Source organism: Gallionella capsiferriformans ES-2, assembly GCF_000145255.1.
GTDB lineage: Bacteria > Pseudomonadota > Gammaproteobacteria > Burkholderiales > Gallionellaceae > Gallionella > Gallionella capsiferriformans.
This window is the reverse complement of record NC_014394.1, coordinates 2,740,507-2,756,331: the sequence shown is the minus strand read 5'-3', so window position 1 is coordinate 2,756,331 and position 15,825 is coordinate 2,740,507. Positions and strand designations below refer to the sequence as shown.

Genomic DNA, 15,825 nt, shown 5'->3' with positions numbered 1-15,825 from the left:
TCAATAGGATTCTCAATGCTAGAAATGTTTGCGACCACCTCGTTTTGGGTGGATGTGTTAAAAATCATTATGATTGATATCCTGTTGTCGGGTGACAATGCGGTGGTCATCGCATTGGCATGCCGCAATCTGCCGGCGGCGCAACGCAAAAAGGGCATCTGGTTCGGTATGGCCGGCGCAGTGGGTTTACGCATCGTATTGACCTTTTTTGCGGTCAGTCTGCTTGCACTGCCGTATCTTAAGCTGGTAGGTGCATTTTTGCTGATCTGGATCGGTATCAAGCTGATTTTGCCGGAAGATGAGCACGACGAAGGCAATATCAAGGCCGATGCCCGGCTGATGGGTGCGGTAAAAACGATTATCATCGCGGATTTTGTGATGAGTCTGGATAATGTGTTGGGAGTGGCGGCTGCAGCTAAGGGTAATGTCTCGTTGCTGGTGTTCGGTTTGCTGATCAGTATTCCTCTGATCGCCTGGAGTAGTCAGCTGGTGCTCAAACTGATCGACCGTTTCCCCTATATTATTTATGGTGGAGGAGCCTTGCTGGGTTACGTGGCCGGAGAAATGCTGGTGACAGAAGCCTTGTTCGCGACGATTGTTGAGGCGCGCCACTATCTACACTGGCTGGTGCCGGGTGTTTGTGCGCTGCTGGTTTTGCTGATCGGCAAGTGGCTGGCTTTGCGCCAGATGAGCGATATTAAAGCGGTTGATCTGCTTGACGGGAATTCTGTCATGCCGGATCAAAAAGGCTAAGGGGGTAAGATGAAAATACTGATTCCACTCGATGGTTCGGCAGGTTCCCTGCATGCGGTTGATTACGTTGCCAGCCACCGGCAACTGTTTGGCGAGACGCCTGTCATATTGCTGCTGAATGTGCAATGGAAAGTCGCGACGGGCAACGTTAAACTATTCATCAATCAGGATACGATCAACGATTACTACCGCGAGCAAGGTATGCTCGCGCTGCAACCGGCGCGCGATGTACTTGATGCGGCCGCGCTGCCCTACCAGTATCACGTCAGCGTCGGAACACCCTCGGATGCCATTGCACAATATGCCTGCGAGCAGGGCGTGGACCAGATTGTGATGTGCAGGCAAGGTCAGGGCGGCTTGCAGACTTTTCTGCTAGGCTCGGTCGTGACGAAAGTTTTGCATCTGGCTGAATGTCCGGTGTTGCTGGTCAAATAAAGGCTGGGTTATGAAACTGGAAGAAGCGCTGGAAATCGTCGCCCAAACTCATTCGGGCATGGTGCGTGCGCACAATGAGGATAGCATCGCCGTTGATGCGGCTTGCGGTCTTGCGGTGCTGGCCGATGGTATGGGCGGCTACAATGCCGGAGAGGTCGCGAGCGGTCTGGCAGTGGATGTCATGATGGCTGAAATTACTCAGTCACTTAAGAGCGTCAGCCCTGTGGTGCGCGATGAGCGGACGGGCGAAGAGAATGCAGTCGCTTTACTAGCCGGCAGTATACACAGCGCTAATACCTCGATTTTTCAGGCTGCGCAAACCCATGAGCAATATGCCGGCATGGGCACGACCATTGTGTCGGCCTTGTTTTACGACAATCGCGTGGCAGTCGGGCATGTCGGCGATTCGCGCATGTACCGTCTGCGCGGCGAGTCGCTGAGTTTAATGACCCGCGATCACTCCTTGTTGCAGGAGCAAATCGACTGCGGGATGATCAGCGTTGAGAATGCACGTCATTCGCAAAATAAGAATCTGGTCACGCGAGCGGTGGGTATCGATGCCGACGTGCTCCCGGAGATTCATGTGCACGATGTGCAGGTCGGTGATGTCTATTTGCTCTGTTCGGATGGACTTAACGATATGGTGGAAGAGGATGACATTCAGTCCATACTGTATGCGATGCAAGGCAATCTGCTGCTTGCCGCAGAGCAGTTGATACAGACCGCGAACGACAACGGTGGTCGCGACAATGTATCGGTGATTCTGGTCAGAGTAAAACAGGTATTTGCGCAGCCGCGCAGCTGGCTGTCAGGGTTGCTCGGCTGGTTCAAAGAATGAGAGGGGCATTACGATGACAGGGAAATTGATTTTGAGCCTGGACGGCGAGCTCATTGAAGAATATTCGTTGAACAAAGAACGCGTGAGGATAGGACGCAAGCCTGACAACGATGTCGTGATCAACAATCTCGCTGTGAGCAGTCATCATGCCGAGGTGATCACCATCGGGCACGATTCGTTCATGGAAGATTTGGACAGCACTAACGGGCTGTCCATTAACGGCGTGGCAGTTAAAAAGCATTTTCTGAAAAACAATGATGTGATTGAAATCGGCAAGTACGTGCTGAAATATCTGAACGATCACGTAAGTCAAACGAGCCCTGAAGATTTCGAAAAAACGATGATTTTGCGTGCTCCAGTAGCAGCCTTGAATCCTCAAGCAGAAAAGCCGGGCGATACAGGATATTTTCAGAAGGTTGCCTCTCAGTCCGGTGCTTATGAAAAGCTGGTGAAAGTTGATGCGCATCCGGAAGGACTTCCTGTTATCGAGCCTGCACCGGTTGCGCGAGCGGTGTTGCTGGCAGCCATTCAGATCCTGAATGGTCCGAATGCGGGTAAAGAACTCGATTTGGTCAAAGGCCTCACGACGCTGGGTAAACCCGGGGTGCAGGTCGCGGTATTGACCCGGCGGCCGCAAGGATTTTTTATCACTCATGTAGAAGGCGCTAGTTTCCCCGTCGTAAATGGCGAGGCGCTGGGCAACCAGCCGCGACAATTGCAAGATCACGATTTGATCGAACTGGCGGGCGTTAAGATGGAGTTTTATTTTAAGAACTGATAGTCGGCAGAACCGGTATTTTTCTGCAGAGGGTGAGCAGGCATGAGGCTTAAGGTACTAGGGTGCAGTGGAGGAATAGGCGGCAATCTTCACACGACATCGTTTTTGATTGATCGCGATATTCTGATCGATGCCGGAACCGGTGTCGGCGAACTCAGCTTGAAGGAGATGAGTGAGATTGACCATATTTTCATCACGCACGCTCACATGGATCATATTTGCAGTCTGCCCCTGCTGATGGACAGTGTCGGTGGTATGCGCGCCCGCCCTGTGACAGTTTACGCTGCACAGGCGACGCTTGAAATGCTTCAGCGTCATATCTTTAACTGGGAAATCTGGCCTGATTTCAGCGAAATTCCCAATGTGGCGCATCCGGTGATGCGTTATCAGGCGATGGAACTGGGTGAGGTCATCACCTTGCAGGGGCGCAAGATTAGCTCAGTTCCTGCCGTGCATGCAGTTCCGGCGGTGGGGTATCACATCGACAGCGGTGAGGCGAGCCTTGTGTTCAGCGGGGATACCTGTAGCAATGACGCTTTGTGGCGCGTGGTTAATCAAATTGCGAATTTACGCTACCTGATTATCGAAACGGCTTTTTCAAACGCGGAAAAGCAACTTGCTGTCCTGTCGCAGCATCTGTGTCCGAGCCTGCTGTCGGAGGAATTGGCCAAGTTCACCGGTCAGGCGGAGATATTTATTTCCCATTTGAAGCCGGATGAGGCCGAACTGATCATGCGCGAAATCGAGATGTGTCTCGGCGGTAGCGGGGCAAGAATGCTGATCAATAATCAGGAATTTATATTTTAGTTGTTCGGCAAGCGGTAAGTCAGGAGCAGGAATGAGGTCAGCAGTAAATAATGACGAGGATATCGGTGCCAAACTTGAGTTCACCAAGAACCTCAATCATGTCATCAACAAGATTCATGCGACGAGCAATATCGATGAAATCATGCTGGATGTCAGTCGCGATATCTGTGCCCTGTTCAATGCAGACAGGCTGACGATCTATGTCGTCGGCGATGACGGCGTGTCGCTGATTTCCAAGGTCAAGACGGGGCTCAATTCGTTTAAGGATTTGAAACTGCCGATCGCCGAACAGAGCGTAGCAGGTTACGTTGCGGTCAATAAAAAACTCCTTAACATCGAAGATGTGTATGACGAACAGGAATTGTCGCGTTACAGTTCTCATCTGCGTTTTTTGCAGGAAGTAGACCGACGCACCGGTTATCGCACCAAGCAGATGCTGGTCGCGCCTATCTTGGATGCGGGCAGCAATGAGCTGGTAGGGGTCATTCAAGTCATCAATAACAAGGCCGGTGTTCCTTTTTCTGCGTTAGTTGAAGACGGTGTGCACGAATTAGCGCACACGATGGCGGTTGCTTTGCGTCAGCGCCAGGAAAAAGCCCTCGTTAAGACAAAATACGATTATCTGGTGGGGGATGCGGTCTTGTCTGCTGCCGAGTTCGAACTGGCAACGCGTACGGCCAGACGAAAAGGTGTGGACATCGAAGAGGTGCTGCTGGATGAGTTTCAGGTCAGTGCAGCACCGTTAGGTAAAGCCTTGTCGAGTTTTTTCGGGGTGGTGTACGAGCCTTATAAGGCCGACCGTATTAAACCACCCGATCTGTTACGTAATTTGAAGCGCGAGTATGTCGAGAGCAGTCACTGGCTGCCGATAGAAGAAACGCAGGAAGGCGTGGTTATTCTGACCACGGATCCGGAAAGGATTCAGACTTCTCGCGTCGTTAACAATATTTTTCCGCGCAACAGGCTGGTATACAAGGTCTGCTCGCAGCGTGAATTCAAAAAAACACTGGATCTATTTTACGGCGGCGGCGAGTCGAGTGCTACGGGAGGCATGGATGAGTCATCGATGGATGATTTACTCTCCAGCATGGGGGGCGATGAAGAAGAAATTTCTTCGCTCACTCAGGACGATGTAAATGCGGCAGCGGATAACGAGCTGGTTAAGCTGGTCAACAAGATCATTGTGGACGCTTATCGGATGGGCGCGTCGGACATTCACGTCGAGCCGCAACCGGGCAAAGCCAAGACGCAGATCCGGCTGCGCAAGGACGGATCTTTGCTCAATTACATCGAAGTGCCATCGACTTACCGCAATGCACTGGTCACGCGCATTAAAATCATGTGCGATCTGGATATCTCCGAGAAACGCAAGCCGCAGGATGGCAAGATCAAGTTCAAGAAATTCGGGCCGCTGGATATCGAGTTGCGCGTCGCGACCATCCCGTCGCAGGGCGGTGTCGAAGATGTGGTGATGCGTATTCTGGCCTCAGGCGAACCCTTGCCGCTGGAAAAAATGGGCTTTTCAGAGCGCAATAGCGAGCTGATCAAAAATACGGTCAGTAAACCGTATGGATTATTTTTTGTCTGCGGCCCGACCGGTTCCGGTAAAACCACCACGCTGCATTCGATTTTGAAATTCATCAACAAGCCTGAGACCAAAATTTGGACGGCTGAGGATCCGGTAGAAATCACCCAGAAGGGCTTGCGTCAGGTTCAGATCAATAAAAAGGCGGGGCTTGATTTCCCAACCATCATGCGTGCTTTTTTGCGGGCTGATCCGGATGTGATCATGGTCGGTGAAATGCGCGACAAGGAAACGGTGTCGATCGGTATCGAAGCCTCGCTGACCGGGCATCTGGTTTTTGCAACCTTGCATACCAATAGTGCGCCCGAGTCGATTTTGCGGCTGCTCGATATGGGTATGGACCCGTTTAATTTTGCCGATGCGCTGTTAGGAATACTGGCGCAACGTCTGGCAAAACGACTGTGCGGGGATTGCAAAAAACCGCATCTGGCAAGCGAGGATGAGATTCAGGCGATGCTCAAAGAGTACAGCGAAGAACTCAAATACACCGTCAGCTGGAAGATGGATGAGGCAGGCGCTCGTGCTGCACTTTTTGAGCAATGGCTAAAGCTGTTTGCCAATGACAAGAAGCAATTCACGTTGTATACCCCGGTGGGCTGTGAAAAATGTGCCGGCACCGGTTATCGGGGGCGTGTCGGTTTGCACGAGCTGCTCATCGGCAGCGATTCGGTGAAAAAGGCCATACAGGAGCGCGCACGCGTTGCGGAATTATTGGCGATTGCGCTGGACGAAGGAATGCATACCCTGAAGCAGGATGGTATGGAGAAAGTGTTGCAGGGGATCACTGATATGCATCAGATCCGTGCAGTTTGTATCAAATAGGGCGGGAAGTGGTGAGTAGGCAATGGTAAGTAGCAAAAGCGTATTACTTACCACTTACCACTTACCACTTTTCACTTTTCACGTCCCACTTTTCACTTACCCCTGATTGTTCAATATGTCCGCTAATACGAATTTAGTTTCACGGCTTAAAGAAATCAATGAAATTGGCATTGCGCTGTCGTATCAGCCGGATATCAATAGTCTGCTTGAGCTTATTTTGGAAGCTTCCAAGCGGATCACGCATGCGGATGCTGGGACGCTTTATCTGCATGATCCCGTGCATAAAACCTTGCGTTTTGAGATCGTGCGCACCGATTCCCTGTCTATTGCGATGGGGGGAGTTGGGGGTGCGCCTATCAGTTTTATGCCGGTTGATTTGTATGACAAGGAGGGGCGGCCCAATCATGCAACGGTGGTGAGTCATACCGCGTTGAGCGGAGAGACGGTGAATATTCTCGATGCCTATACCGCGCAGGGCTATGATTTTTCCGGAACAAAAAAATTCGATGCAAAAACCGGCTATCGTTCAAGGTCGTTTTTGACTGTGCCTATGATCAATCACGAGCGCGAAGTGATCGGTGTGTTGCAGTTGATTAATGCGCAAGACCGCGAATCGGGCGAAATTGTGTCCTTTTCAACGGAAGACCGTCAGCTGGTTGAGTCGCTTGCCTCTCAGGCCGCGATTGCGCTGACCAACCGGCGTCTGATCCGGCAGATGGAAGAGTTGTTCGAGGCGTTCATTCAGCTGATCAATACCGCGATCGATGATAAATCGCCCTACACCGGTGGACATTGCGAGCGCGTGCCGTTGTTGACTATGATGATTGCCGATGCGATCACCCGCACAGAAACGGGGCCGCTCAAGGGCTTTGTGATGACTGAGGAAGACCAGTATGAATTAAAGATTGCTGGCTTGTTGCATGATTGCGGAAAAATCACCACGCCGGTGCATGTGGTGGATAAACCGACCAAGCTGCACACGTTATTTGACCGTATCGATCTGATCGTTACGCGCTTCGAAGTGCTCAAGCGCGATGCTGAAATTGAAATGCTTAAAAAGCTGTGTGATGGAAGCAGGATGGAGGATGCGGAGAGGGACTCTATTCGTGCCGAGTATGCGGCGCGCATCCGGCAACTCGACGATGACCGGGAATTCTTGCGCTTGAGCAATATTGGCGTGGAAAAAATGCCGGAAGCAGACCGGCAGCGCGTGTTGAGCATTGCCGCCTATCAATGGCGGGATAGCACCGGGCAGATGACGAATTTTTTGACCGATAACGAGGTCGAAAATCTGAACATACTCTTTGGTACGCTCACCGGCGCCGAGCGCGAAATCATCAACCGCCACATCGATGTGACGATCAAGATGCTCGAATCACTGCCCTGGCCCAAGCATTTGAAAAACGTGCCCGAATATGCGGGCGGGCATCACGAACGTATGGATGGCAAGGGCTATCCGCGCGGCTTGAATCGCGAGCAGATGTCGTTGCAGGCGAGAATTATGGGGATAGCGGATATATTTGAGGCGCTGACTGCCAAGGACAGGCCTTACAAATCGGGCAAGACGCTGATCGAATCGCTGACCATCTTAGGTAAGCTCAAGCTCAACGGACATATTGATCCGGATATTTTTGACGTATTTATCCGTGAAAAAGTTTATGTCGAGTACGTCAAATTGTTTCTCTCGCCGGAGCAAATCGATGAGGTCGATTTAAATACCATCCCGGGCATCAATCTTGGAGCGTAAATTTGTCCCGACTGACAAAAAACGTCACCTGCCTGACGATTTTAGGAAGTAGGTGATGTGATCTAATCAGGGGGTACGGCGTTGCGGGTGTTTATAAAAAGATATAAAAATCCGCTGCAAGTACCATCTACGCTGGGTATTCTGCATTTTTAATCCTGAATCCTGTCTTGTTGGCACGGCTATTGCTTTTATACAGGCAACACACAGTGTGTTAACCAGACGTAATAAGTTTGGATGGCCTCACAAGTTAAACTTAAAACAGGAGCTTCAAATGAAAAACGTACAAAAAGGCTTTACCTTGATCGAACTGATGATCGTTGTAGCAATTATCGGTATCTTGGCTGCTGTTGCGATCCCGGCTTACAGCAACTACACCAAGAAGGCTAAGTTCGTTGAAGTAACACAGGCAACACAAGCGTTGAAGACTGCAGTTGAAGTTTGCGCTCAAGATTTGGGTGCCTTAACGGCCTGTACGGCAGGTAGTAACGGTGTTCCCGCAGATATCGGCACGACTGCGACAACAACTACTACAGCTGGCAAGTATGTTGCCTATGTCGTCACCGGGGCGAATGGCGTCATCACTGCAGCTAATAGCACCGTAATGGATGCTACGCAATACACTTACATCCTGACACCAACATATGATGCGGCTAAAGGTGTATCTTGGTCGACAAGTGGTGCTGGTGGCACTAGTACATGTATTGCTGCAAATATCTGTAAATAATATAGTTAGCAGCTAAAAAAGCCCCTCAACGAGGGGCTTTTTTTATGTGGTTTGGGTGTAAATGATGAGGGCGGTATGAGCGAATCTAAAAAAATGACGTTGTGGTTGGTGCTGGCTGGCGCGTTGATTGCAGCGCTGTACGGACAGTTTTTACACAACCCGATCGTGTTCGACGATCTGTACTTCTTCATGCTGGACAACGAAGGCCATTCGGCGATCGAAAAGTTTTCTTCACCAGCTCTATGGGACTTGCGCGCCTTGCCTTACGCCACGTTGGCGTGGAATGCAGCGCTGTTTGGTTTTGATTTATTGCCGTTTAGAATTGAAAATTTATTGTTGCACTGGGCTGTCGTGGCAGCGATGGGCTTGTTTGTTTTAAGTTTGTATCGCGCGGTGCTGCCATCGACTAATTTGTCTGGCGAAAAAACCGGTGTAATGTCTGCGGTGTTGATCGTCGTCAGCCTATTCGCGGTGCACCCGCTTGCAGTGTACGCGGCAGGCTACCTGGTGCAGCGCACCATCGTGATGGCGACCCTGTTCAGCGTATTGGCCCTGTACGCCTGGCTACGCGGCTGCGCATCGCAAAACCGCGTCTGGCTATGGGGCAGCGTTGTTCTTTATTTTTTGGCCACGCACAGCAAGGAGCATGTAATCATGCTGCCGGCCGTGGTGATCGCGATGACGGTGCTGGTCCACGCTGACTGGCGCGCGCGCGTTCTGCGCAATTGGCCTGTTTTTGCGGCCTATGTCGCGATTGCCTTGCTGACGGTTGCCCAGATTCGCGGCGTTCTCGGGCACTCCTATGAAATCAACGCGGGTGAAATGCTCGATAGCGCGCAATCTGAGCATGCGTGGCTGTATAGCCTGTTGACGCAATCGTGGCTATTTTTCAAATACGGATTGTTGTGGTTGTTGCCTAATCCTAGCTGGATATCGGTCGATATGAGGGAGCCGATGGCGCAGGGTGTATTTTCTGTTTACGGCTTGGCGTTTTTGGGCTATTTGTTGTACGGTTTTGCGGCGATACGTTTGTTGTTCAAGCGCGATAGAGCGGGGTTGATCGGCTTTGCGCTGCTTTTTCCGTGGCTGATGTTCGCAACGGAATTTTCTACGGTGCGCCTGCAGGAAATTTTCGTTTTGTACCGCAGTTACATCTGGGCGCTGGGCGGCGTCATTGTCTTGCCGCTGCTCTTGATGCAATTGAACGCACGCTTGGCGCTGATGCTGTCTGTTTTGTTTGCCGCGACGCTATTTATGGTTTCAATGGAGCGGCTCTCCAGTTTTTCGCATCCGGTCTTGCTTTGGGATGATGCGGAGAAATTAGTCAAAGATAGGCAGTCGGCGATTGGTGTTAGTCGCATCTATTACAATCGGGGGACTGCATGGTTGAATGAGGGTATGGTTGACCGTGCGATTCCTGACATGCAAAGAGCGACAGCCCTTAATCCAAGGATGTCAGCCGGTTTTTATAATCTGGGGCTTGCATATTCAAAAGCGGCCCAGAATGAGTTGGCGATAGCGGCATTCAGCCGTGCGATAGAGCTGGATCGCGAGCTGGCAGCTCCGATGAACTTCAGGTTTTACTATGGGCGAGCCATCGCGTTTGAGGCAAGCGGGCAGGGAACGGCGGCAGCAGCCGACTATCAGGTAAGTTGCAGGCTTAACGGCAAGCGGGGGTGCGACAAGGTCGGCGCGGCTAAGGTTGCACCGTAAATAGGTTGATTGGGCAGCACGCCGGAATGATTCGCTTCGCAACCGATCGTGGGCGATAATCTGATATCTGAATTTTGCGGGGGCAGGCATGTGCGGTATTTGTGGTGAATTTCGATTCGATCAGGTACAGCCTGATAGGGAGGCGCTGCAGCGCATGACGGCACGACTGTCCCGGCGCGGCCCCGATCACGAAGGTTATTTTAGCGACGGTGCAGTGGCTTTCGGCCATCGCAGGCTGGCGATCATCGATCTGAGCTCAGACGCCGATCAGCCCATGGTCGATCGTGAGTTGCAGCTGGTGCTGGTGTTCAACGGCACGATCTACAATTATCAGGCGTTGCGGGTGGAGTTGATCGAAATGGGCTACACGTTCGTCTCTCAGGGAGACAGCGAAGTCATTCTGAAGGCCTATCACGCGTGGGGCGAGCATTGCGTGCCGCGTTTTTTCGGCATGTTCGCTTTCGCAATCTGGGATATACGGGCCCAAACGTTGTTTCTCGCACGCGACCGGCTGGGGATCAAGCCGCTGTATCACACACTGGACGGGGACAGGATGCGTTTCGCGTCCACACCGCAAGCGCTGCTGGCCGGTGGCGGCATCGATACCCGCCTCGATCCGGTTGCGCTGCATCAGCATTTCACACTGCACGGCGTCGTGCCGGCACCCAGAACCCTGTTGCAGGGCATCAAAAAACTGCCGCCCGCCCATACGCTGAAAATTTCTGCTGCCGGTGAATTGACGCAGCGCTGCTACTGGCAACTGGATGCGACGCGCCCTGCCGAGGCGTTATCCGAGGAGGACTGGCTGACGGCCACCCGTCTCGTGTTGCGCCGGGCGGTTGAGCGCCACCGTCTGGCAGCCGATGTGCCGGTGGGCGTGTTGCTGTCAGGGGGATTGGATTCGAGCCTGCTCGTCGGGTTGCTTGCCGAACATGTGCAGCAGCTCAATACCTTTTCCATCGGTTTCGAGTCTGTTGCAGGGGAGCTGGCCGACGAATTTGAATATTCGGATCGGGTGGCGCAGGAATTTAATACGCGTCATCACAAATATGCCGTGCCGAATGAGGAAGTGTTAAAGCGCCTGCCGGAGGCGATCGCCCAGATGTCCGAGCCGATGGCAAGTTACGACGTGACGGCGTTCTATCTCCTCGGTGAAAAGGTCTCGCAGGAGGTCAAGGTGGTGCTGGCGGGGCAGGGTGCAGATGAGGTATTCGGCGGCTACTTTTGGTATCCGCTGATGGAGGCTGAAACTGGCACGCCTTTGCAGCGTTTTTCCTCGCATTACTTTGATCGCGATCATGCCGAATATCTGGACATGATCAGCGATGAATATGCCGTGCCTGATGTGACCTCTGCGTGGGTCGAGGCGCAACTTGAGGTCCTTGGTGCGGATGAATTTCTCGACGGGGTGCTGCGCCTCGATGTCACGCGGCTGATGGTCGATGATCCGGTGAAACGCGTCGACAATATGACGATGGCATGGGGGCTGGAGGCGCGCGTGCCGTTTTTAGATCACGAGCTGGTCGAGTTGGCCGCGAAGATGCCGCCCTCGCTAAAACTGAAGGAAGGCGGGAAATTTCCGCTCAAGGCGGTCGCGCGCGGCATTGTCCCGGATGCAGTGATCGATCGACCTAAAGGGTATTTTCCGGTCCCGGCGTTGAAATATATACGCGGTGAGTTTCTGGTGCGGATGACGCAGATTTTAAATTCGGACGCCTGCATCAAGCGCGGATTGTATCGTCGCGACTACGTGGCAAAACTGCTCGCCGATCCTGAGGCGCATCTCACACGCATCGGGGGCAGCAAGCTGTGGCATCTGGCGCTGCTCGAGTGGTGGCTGCAAATCAACGTAGATACCATTACGCCTAGCTAGTTTTTGCGGCTAGCCGCCACAGTGAGGTGAGTTCAGCCGCCCTCGCTGCATGCAACGGGTCGTTGTCGTCAGCGGCTTTTGGGTGATGGGGTTTGACGTCGATTTTTCCTAAAACCTGCAAGCCTGACGCGTCGATCAATGCCAGCAGTTCGTCACGGGTGCGCAGTCCCAGATGTTCTGCCAGATCCGACAGGATCAGCCAGCCCTCGCCTTCATCTTCCAGATGTGCGGCAAGTCCGCCTAAAAATCCTTTTAGCATACGGCTTTCCGGATCGTAGACAGCGTATTCCAGCGGTGAGCTGGGGCGGGCGGGCAGCCAGGGCGGATTGCATACGATCAGGGCTGCGCGTCCTTCAGGGAATAAATCAGCCTGTACCACATCGATGGTGCATTTCAAGCGGGTCAGGTTGTCGCGCGCGCAGGCCAATGCGCGTTCATCCTGGTCGGTCGCCGTGATGTGGCGGATGCCGCGTTTGGCCAGCACGGCCGCCAGCACGCCGGTTCCCGTACCGATGTCGAAGGCAACCGATTGCGTTTTTGTCAGATCGGGCAAGGGCGTATTCGCCACCAGCTCCACATATTCGCCGCGTACCGGTGAAAAGACGCCGTAATGCGGGTGTATGCGCGCTTGCAGTGCTGGAATCTGCACGCCGTTTTTACGCCATTCGTGCGCGCCGATGACGCCCAGCAGGCCGCGCAGGGAGAGCACATACGCCTCTGTGCCATCGCCGTAAGCCTCGCGGCAGGCGTCAATCACGTCGGGGGCGCGGCGCAGTGGGATCGTGTGATCGGCGTTGAAGGGCAGCAGCAGCATGTTCAGGGTGCGCGAGCGCTGCGATTGCGCCTGACGATGCAGGTTGAATGCCTCGGTGCTCGTAGCAGGTGGCGATTTTTTTTTGCGCGGCTGGGTGCGTCTGGCCATTGCCTGCAGCAACTGACGTGCGTTCTGATAGTCCCCGCGCCAGAGCAGGGCCGTTCCTTCGCAGGCCAGCCGATATGCGGCGTCGGCGGTCATCGTGTCGTCCGCGATCACAACGCGTTTAGGGGGCGGCGCGCCTGACTCCGAGCGCCAGCGTGCCGACTGTTCTTTGCCGGCTTCAATCCATGTTAAGAGCGGGTGCATTTATCGACCTTCTGCGCGTTTAATTTGCTGGTAGCGCAATTTGGCTTCATGGTCATCTTGAGCGGTGGTGATTTCACGCATCACGGAATACACGTCTGCCGCCTTGTGGCTTACGCTGAATTTCCCCGTCAAGGGTGTATCGGGCAGCAATTCGCCTGTTTGATAGATCGCCCAGATTTCTTTTGCATATTGGGTGGTGAGCAGTTCCGGTGCGAACTGGCCAAAGTAGTTGGCCAGATTTTCCACGTCGCGATCCAGCATGCGCGGCGCGTTATTATTGGCGGCGGCATCCACGGCCTGTGGCAGGTCGATGATGACCGGGCCATGGGCATCGACCAGTATGTTGAATTCCGATAAGTCACCGTGAATGATGCCGGCACACAGCATCAGCACCACTTGCCGAATCAGCATCGCGTGAAATTCCAGCGCTTGCTCGCGAGTCAGTGACAGATCGTTAAGGCGGGGGGCGGGCATGCCTTCCTCGTCGGCGACCAGTTCCATCAGCAGTACCCCTTCGTAAAAACCGAAAGGAAGCGGTACGCGCACGCCGGCTGCCGCGAGTTTGTACAGCGCGTCGACTTCGGTGCGCTGCCAGGCCGATTCCTGCTCTTTACGTCCGTAGCGTGAGCCTTTTTCCATTGCGCGCTGTGAGCGGCTGTTTTTGACTTTGCGGCCTTCGGTGTAGTGTACCGCCTGATGAAAGCCGCGCTGGTTGGCTTCCTTGTACACCTTGGCGCAGCGGATTTCGTCGCCGCACTGTACGACATAGACGGTCGCTTCCTTGCCGCTCATCAGCTGCCGCAGGACGACGTCGACCAGTCCGTCTTCGACCAGCGGTTCGATCCGTTTAGGTGTTTTCATGGTCGGCCATGGTTTCAGTCGGATCGCCGCGCAGCGAATGGATGCGGGGTTTGACGGGATTGTCGATCGCGTCTTGTATCATTGCGGCGCGTGAGGCGGGTGACTCAAGGCTGATGCGGCCGAGTTTTCCTGCGCGGTATTCCGTCAGCAGGATGATGGAGGCTTTTTCCAGATCCAGTTCGCCGCCGCGGCCCTTGAGCAGACAGCCGCGCTTTTTGGCGACCGCTTCGATGACGCTCACGCCGTCCATGCCGTTGGTGTCAAAGCCGAAGCGTTCGGTTAAACGGTCCGGATAGCGCGCAAGCAAATTATTCGCAAGATGCTCGGCGATCTCTTCCTCGATCACCGCATTGCGTCCGATGGCGTGAATCGCGGCCAGAATGAAACCGTCCGCATCGTGTTCGATCTTCGGCCACATCAGCCCGGGAGAGTCGGTGAGCGTCATGTGATCGTTGATTTTGTGGCTTTGCTGCGATTTGGTCACGGCAGGCTCATCCCCGACCGCGGCGACGCGGCGCTTTAACAGCATATTCATCAGCGTGGATTTGCCGACGTTGGGGATGCCCATGATCATCAGGCGCAGCGGTTTGTGCGTGCTGTCGCGATGCGGGGCAAGCGGATGGCAAAGTTTGGGTACCTTGGCAGCATCGGTCGCGCTCTTGCAGCTCAGTGCGACGGCTTTAACGCCCGGTTGAGCATTGTAAAAATCCAGCCATTGCTGCGTGATGGCGGGATCTGCCAGATCAATTTTGTTGAGGATTTTTAAGCAGGGGCGCTGGCGGTGTTCGCGCAGCTCTTTGATCATCGGGTTGCAGCTCGCCTCGGGGGCGCGCGCGTCCAGCACTTCGATGATGACGTCGGTAAACTCCATCGTCTCGGAGGCTTTGCGGCGGGCGGAGGTCATGTGACCGGGAAACCACTGTATGGCCATTATTGCTTTCTTAGTTGGTAAAAGGCGGTTTTAACAGCGCCAGTTGTGCGTCATTCAGATAACACCATTCGCCGGGCGCTAAAGCCAGTTCGGCCAGTTTCAGGTTGCCGATCTGTGAGCGATTAAGCGCGGTGCAGTGATTGTCGGCGGCGGCCAGCATGCGCTTGACCTGATGATATTTCCCCTGTTCGAGCACGATCTCCAGGTGATGATCATCGATCATTCGGCAGATTTCGGCTGCCAGCGTACCGGGTTCGTCGTGCAGTTTCACACCGGCGAGTAAGCGCTCGATCAGCTCGCCTGTTACCGGCGCGTAGGTGGTGGCGACATAGACCTTGGGTACGTGATGCTTGGGCGATGACTGCGTATGGATGAATGCGCCGTCATCCGACATCAGCAGCAGGCCGGTCGTGTCGTGATCCAGTCGCCCGACAGGCTGGACGTCGCGACGAGTGAACTGATCCGGCAAAATGCTCAGTACGCCCGGATGGTGGCTGGGTTTTCTGGAACACTCGATATTGGCCGGTTTGTTTAGCGCGACATAAATACGTTCGCGGTAAATACAGTGCTCGTCGTCAACGGAAAATTCCAGCCCGTCGGTTTCAATCGGTGTATTGGTGTCGGTAATGGTGTCGCCGCCGATGCGGATTGCGCCCGCAGCGATCAGTTGACGGCAATATTTGCGCGTGCCAAAGCCTTGCGTGTGCAGGATGCGGTCTAGGGTTAATTTACTCATGGGAGCGATTTTAACAGAATCAAGACGTTAACGCCCCGCTGGGAAATGCTATCTGCGATTTTCCATGTGAGGTATAAGTAATAACAGGCGGGAAAATTC

At 53.7% G+C, this 15,825-nt stretch carries 14 protein-coding genes; 10 read left to right on the top strand and 4 right to left on the bottom strand.

The annotated features are described in order from the left end of the window. Positions 1–15 precede the first annotated feature (15 nt). The 10 genes from GALF_RS12750 to GALF_RS12705 all read left to right on the top strand — a co-directional run bounded on the left by GALF_RS12750 (position 16) and on the right by GALF_RS12705 (position 12,075). Complete coding sequence (locus GALF_RS12750; protein ID WP_013294477.1) at positions 16–753, top strand: TerC family protein; 738 nt, start codon at positions 16–18, stop codon at positions 751–753. 9 nt (positions 754–762) lie between these two features. Beyond that, on the top strand, positions 763–1,188 hold the full coding sequence (locus GALF_RS12745; RefSeq protein ID WP_013294476.1) for a universal stress protein: 426 nt from the start codon (positions 763–765) through the stop codon (positions 1,186–1,188). Positions 1,189–1,198: 10 nt separating this feature from the next. Next, positions 1,199–2,026: a Stp1/IreP family PP2C-type Ser/Thr phosphatase gene (locus GALF_RS12740; RefSeq protein ID WP_013294475.1), complete on the top strand. Its 828-nt coding sequence runs from the start codon at positions 1,199–1,201 to the stop codon at positions 2,024–2,026. A 13-nt stretch (positions 2,027–2,039) separates the two neighbouring features. Next, complete coding sequence (locus GALF_RS12735; protein WP_013294474.1) at positions 2,040–2,804, top strand: FHA domain-containing protein; 765 nt, start codon at positions 2,040–2,042, stop codon at positions 2,802–2,804. A gap of 42 nt (positions 2,805–2,846) precedes the next feature. Beyond that, a complete protein-coding gene (locus GALF_RS12730) occupies positions 2,847–3,611 on the top strand; it encodes a 3',5'-cyclic-nucleotide phosphodiesterase (RefSeq protein WP_013294473.1) in 765 nt (254 codons plus the stop codon). A gap of 31 nt (positions 3,612–3,642) precedes the next feature. Continuing rightward, on the top strand, positions 3,643–6,018 hold the full coding sequence (locus GALF_RS12725; protein ID WP_013294472.1) for a GspE/PulE family protein: 2,376 nt from the start codon (positions 3,643–3,645) through the stop codon (positions 6,016–6,018). A 115-nt stretch (positions 6,019–6,133) separates the two neighbouring features. After that, positions 6,134–7,765 carry an HD family phosphohydrolase gene (locus GALF_RS12720; RefSeq protein ID WP_013294471.1) on the top strand — a complete coding sequence of 544 codons (1,632 nt, stop codon included), beginning with the start codon at positions 6,134–6,136 and terminating at the stop codon, positions 7,763–7,765. Between the two features lie 271 nt (positions 7,766–8,036). Continuing rightward, positions 8,037–8,489 carry a pilin gene (locus GALF_RS12715; protein WP_013294470.1) on the top strand — a complete coding sequence of 151 codons (453 nt, stop codon included), beginning with the start codon at positions 8,037–8,039 and terminating at the stop codon, positions 8,487–8,489. Positions 8,490–8,564: 75 nt separating this feature from the next. Continuing rightward, a complete protein-coding gene (locus GALF_RS12710) occupies positions 8,565–10,202 on the top strand; it encodes a hypothetical protein (protein WP_013294469.1) in 1,638 nt (545 codons plus the stop codon). A gap of 88 nt (positions 10,203–10,290) precedes the next feature. Next, positions 10,291–12,075, top strand: coding sequence for an N-acetylglutaminylglutamine amidotransferase (locus GALF_RS12705; RefSeq protein WP_013294468.1), 1,785 nt, complete (start codon positions 10,291–10,293; stop codon positions 12,073–12,075). Here GALF_RS12705 and GALF_RS12700 read toward each other — a convergent pair. From GALF_RS12700 to GALF_RS12685, 4 genes are read right to left on the bottom strand one after another with little or no spacing between them, the layout of a single operon-like run. Further along, the gene (locus GALF_RS12700) at positions 12,068–13,198 is read right to left on the bottom strand and encodes a methyltransferase (RefSeq protein WP_013294467.1); all 1,131 of its coding nucleotides are present in this window, start codon (positions 13,196–13,198) and stop codon (positions 12,068–12,070) included. The genes GALF_RS12705 and GALF_RS12700 overlap by 8 nt on opposite strands. Further along, positions 13,199–14,059, bottom strand: coding sequence for a PA4780 family RIO1-like protein kinase (locus GALF_RS12695; protein ID WP_013294466.1), 861 nt, complete (start codon positions 14,057–14,059; stop codon positions 13,199–13,201). Next, entirely contained in the window at positions 14,046–14,990 is a 945-nt protein-coding gene (ylqF, locus tag GALF_RS12690; protein ID WP_013294465.1) for a ribosome biogenesis GTPase YlqF, read from the bottom strand. The genes GALF_RS12695 and ylqF overlap by 14 nt, the downstream gene beginning before the upstream one ends. Positions 14,991–15,000: 10 nt before the next feature. Beyond that, entirely contained in the window at positions 15,001–15,726 is a 726-nt protein-coding gene (locus GALF_RS12685; protein WP_013294464.1) for a pseudouridine synthase, read from the bottom strand. Between the last annotated feature and the right edge of the window lie 99 nt (positions 15,727–15,825).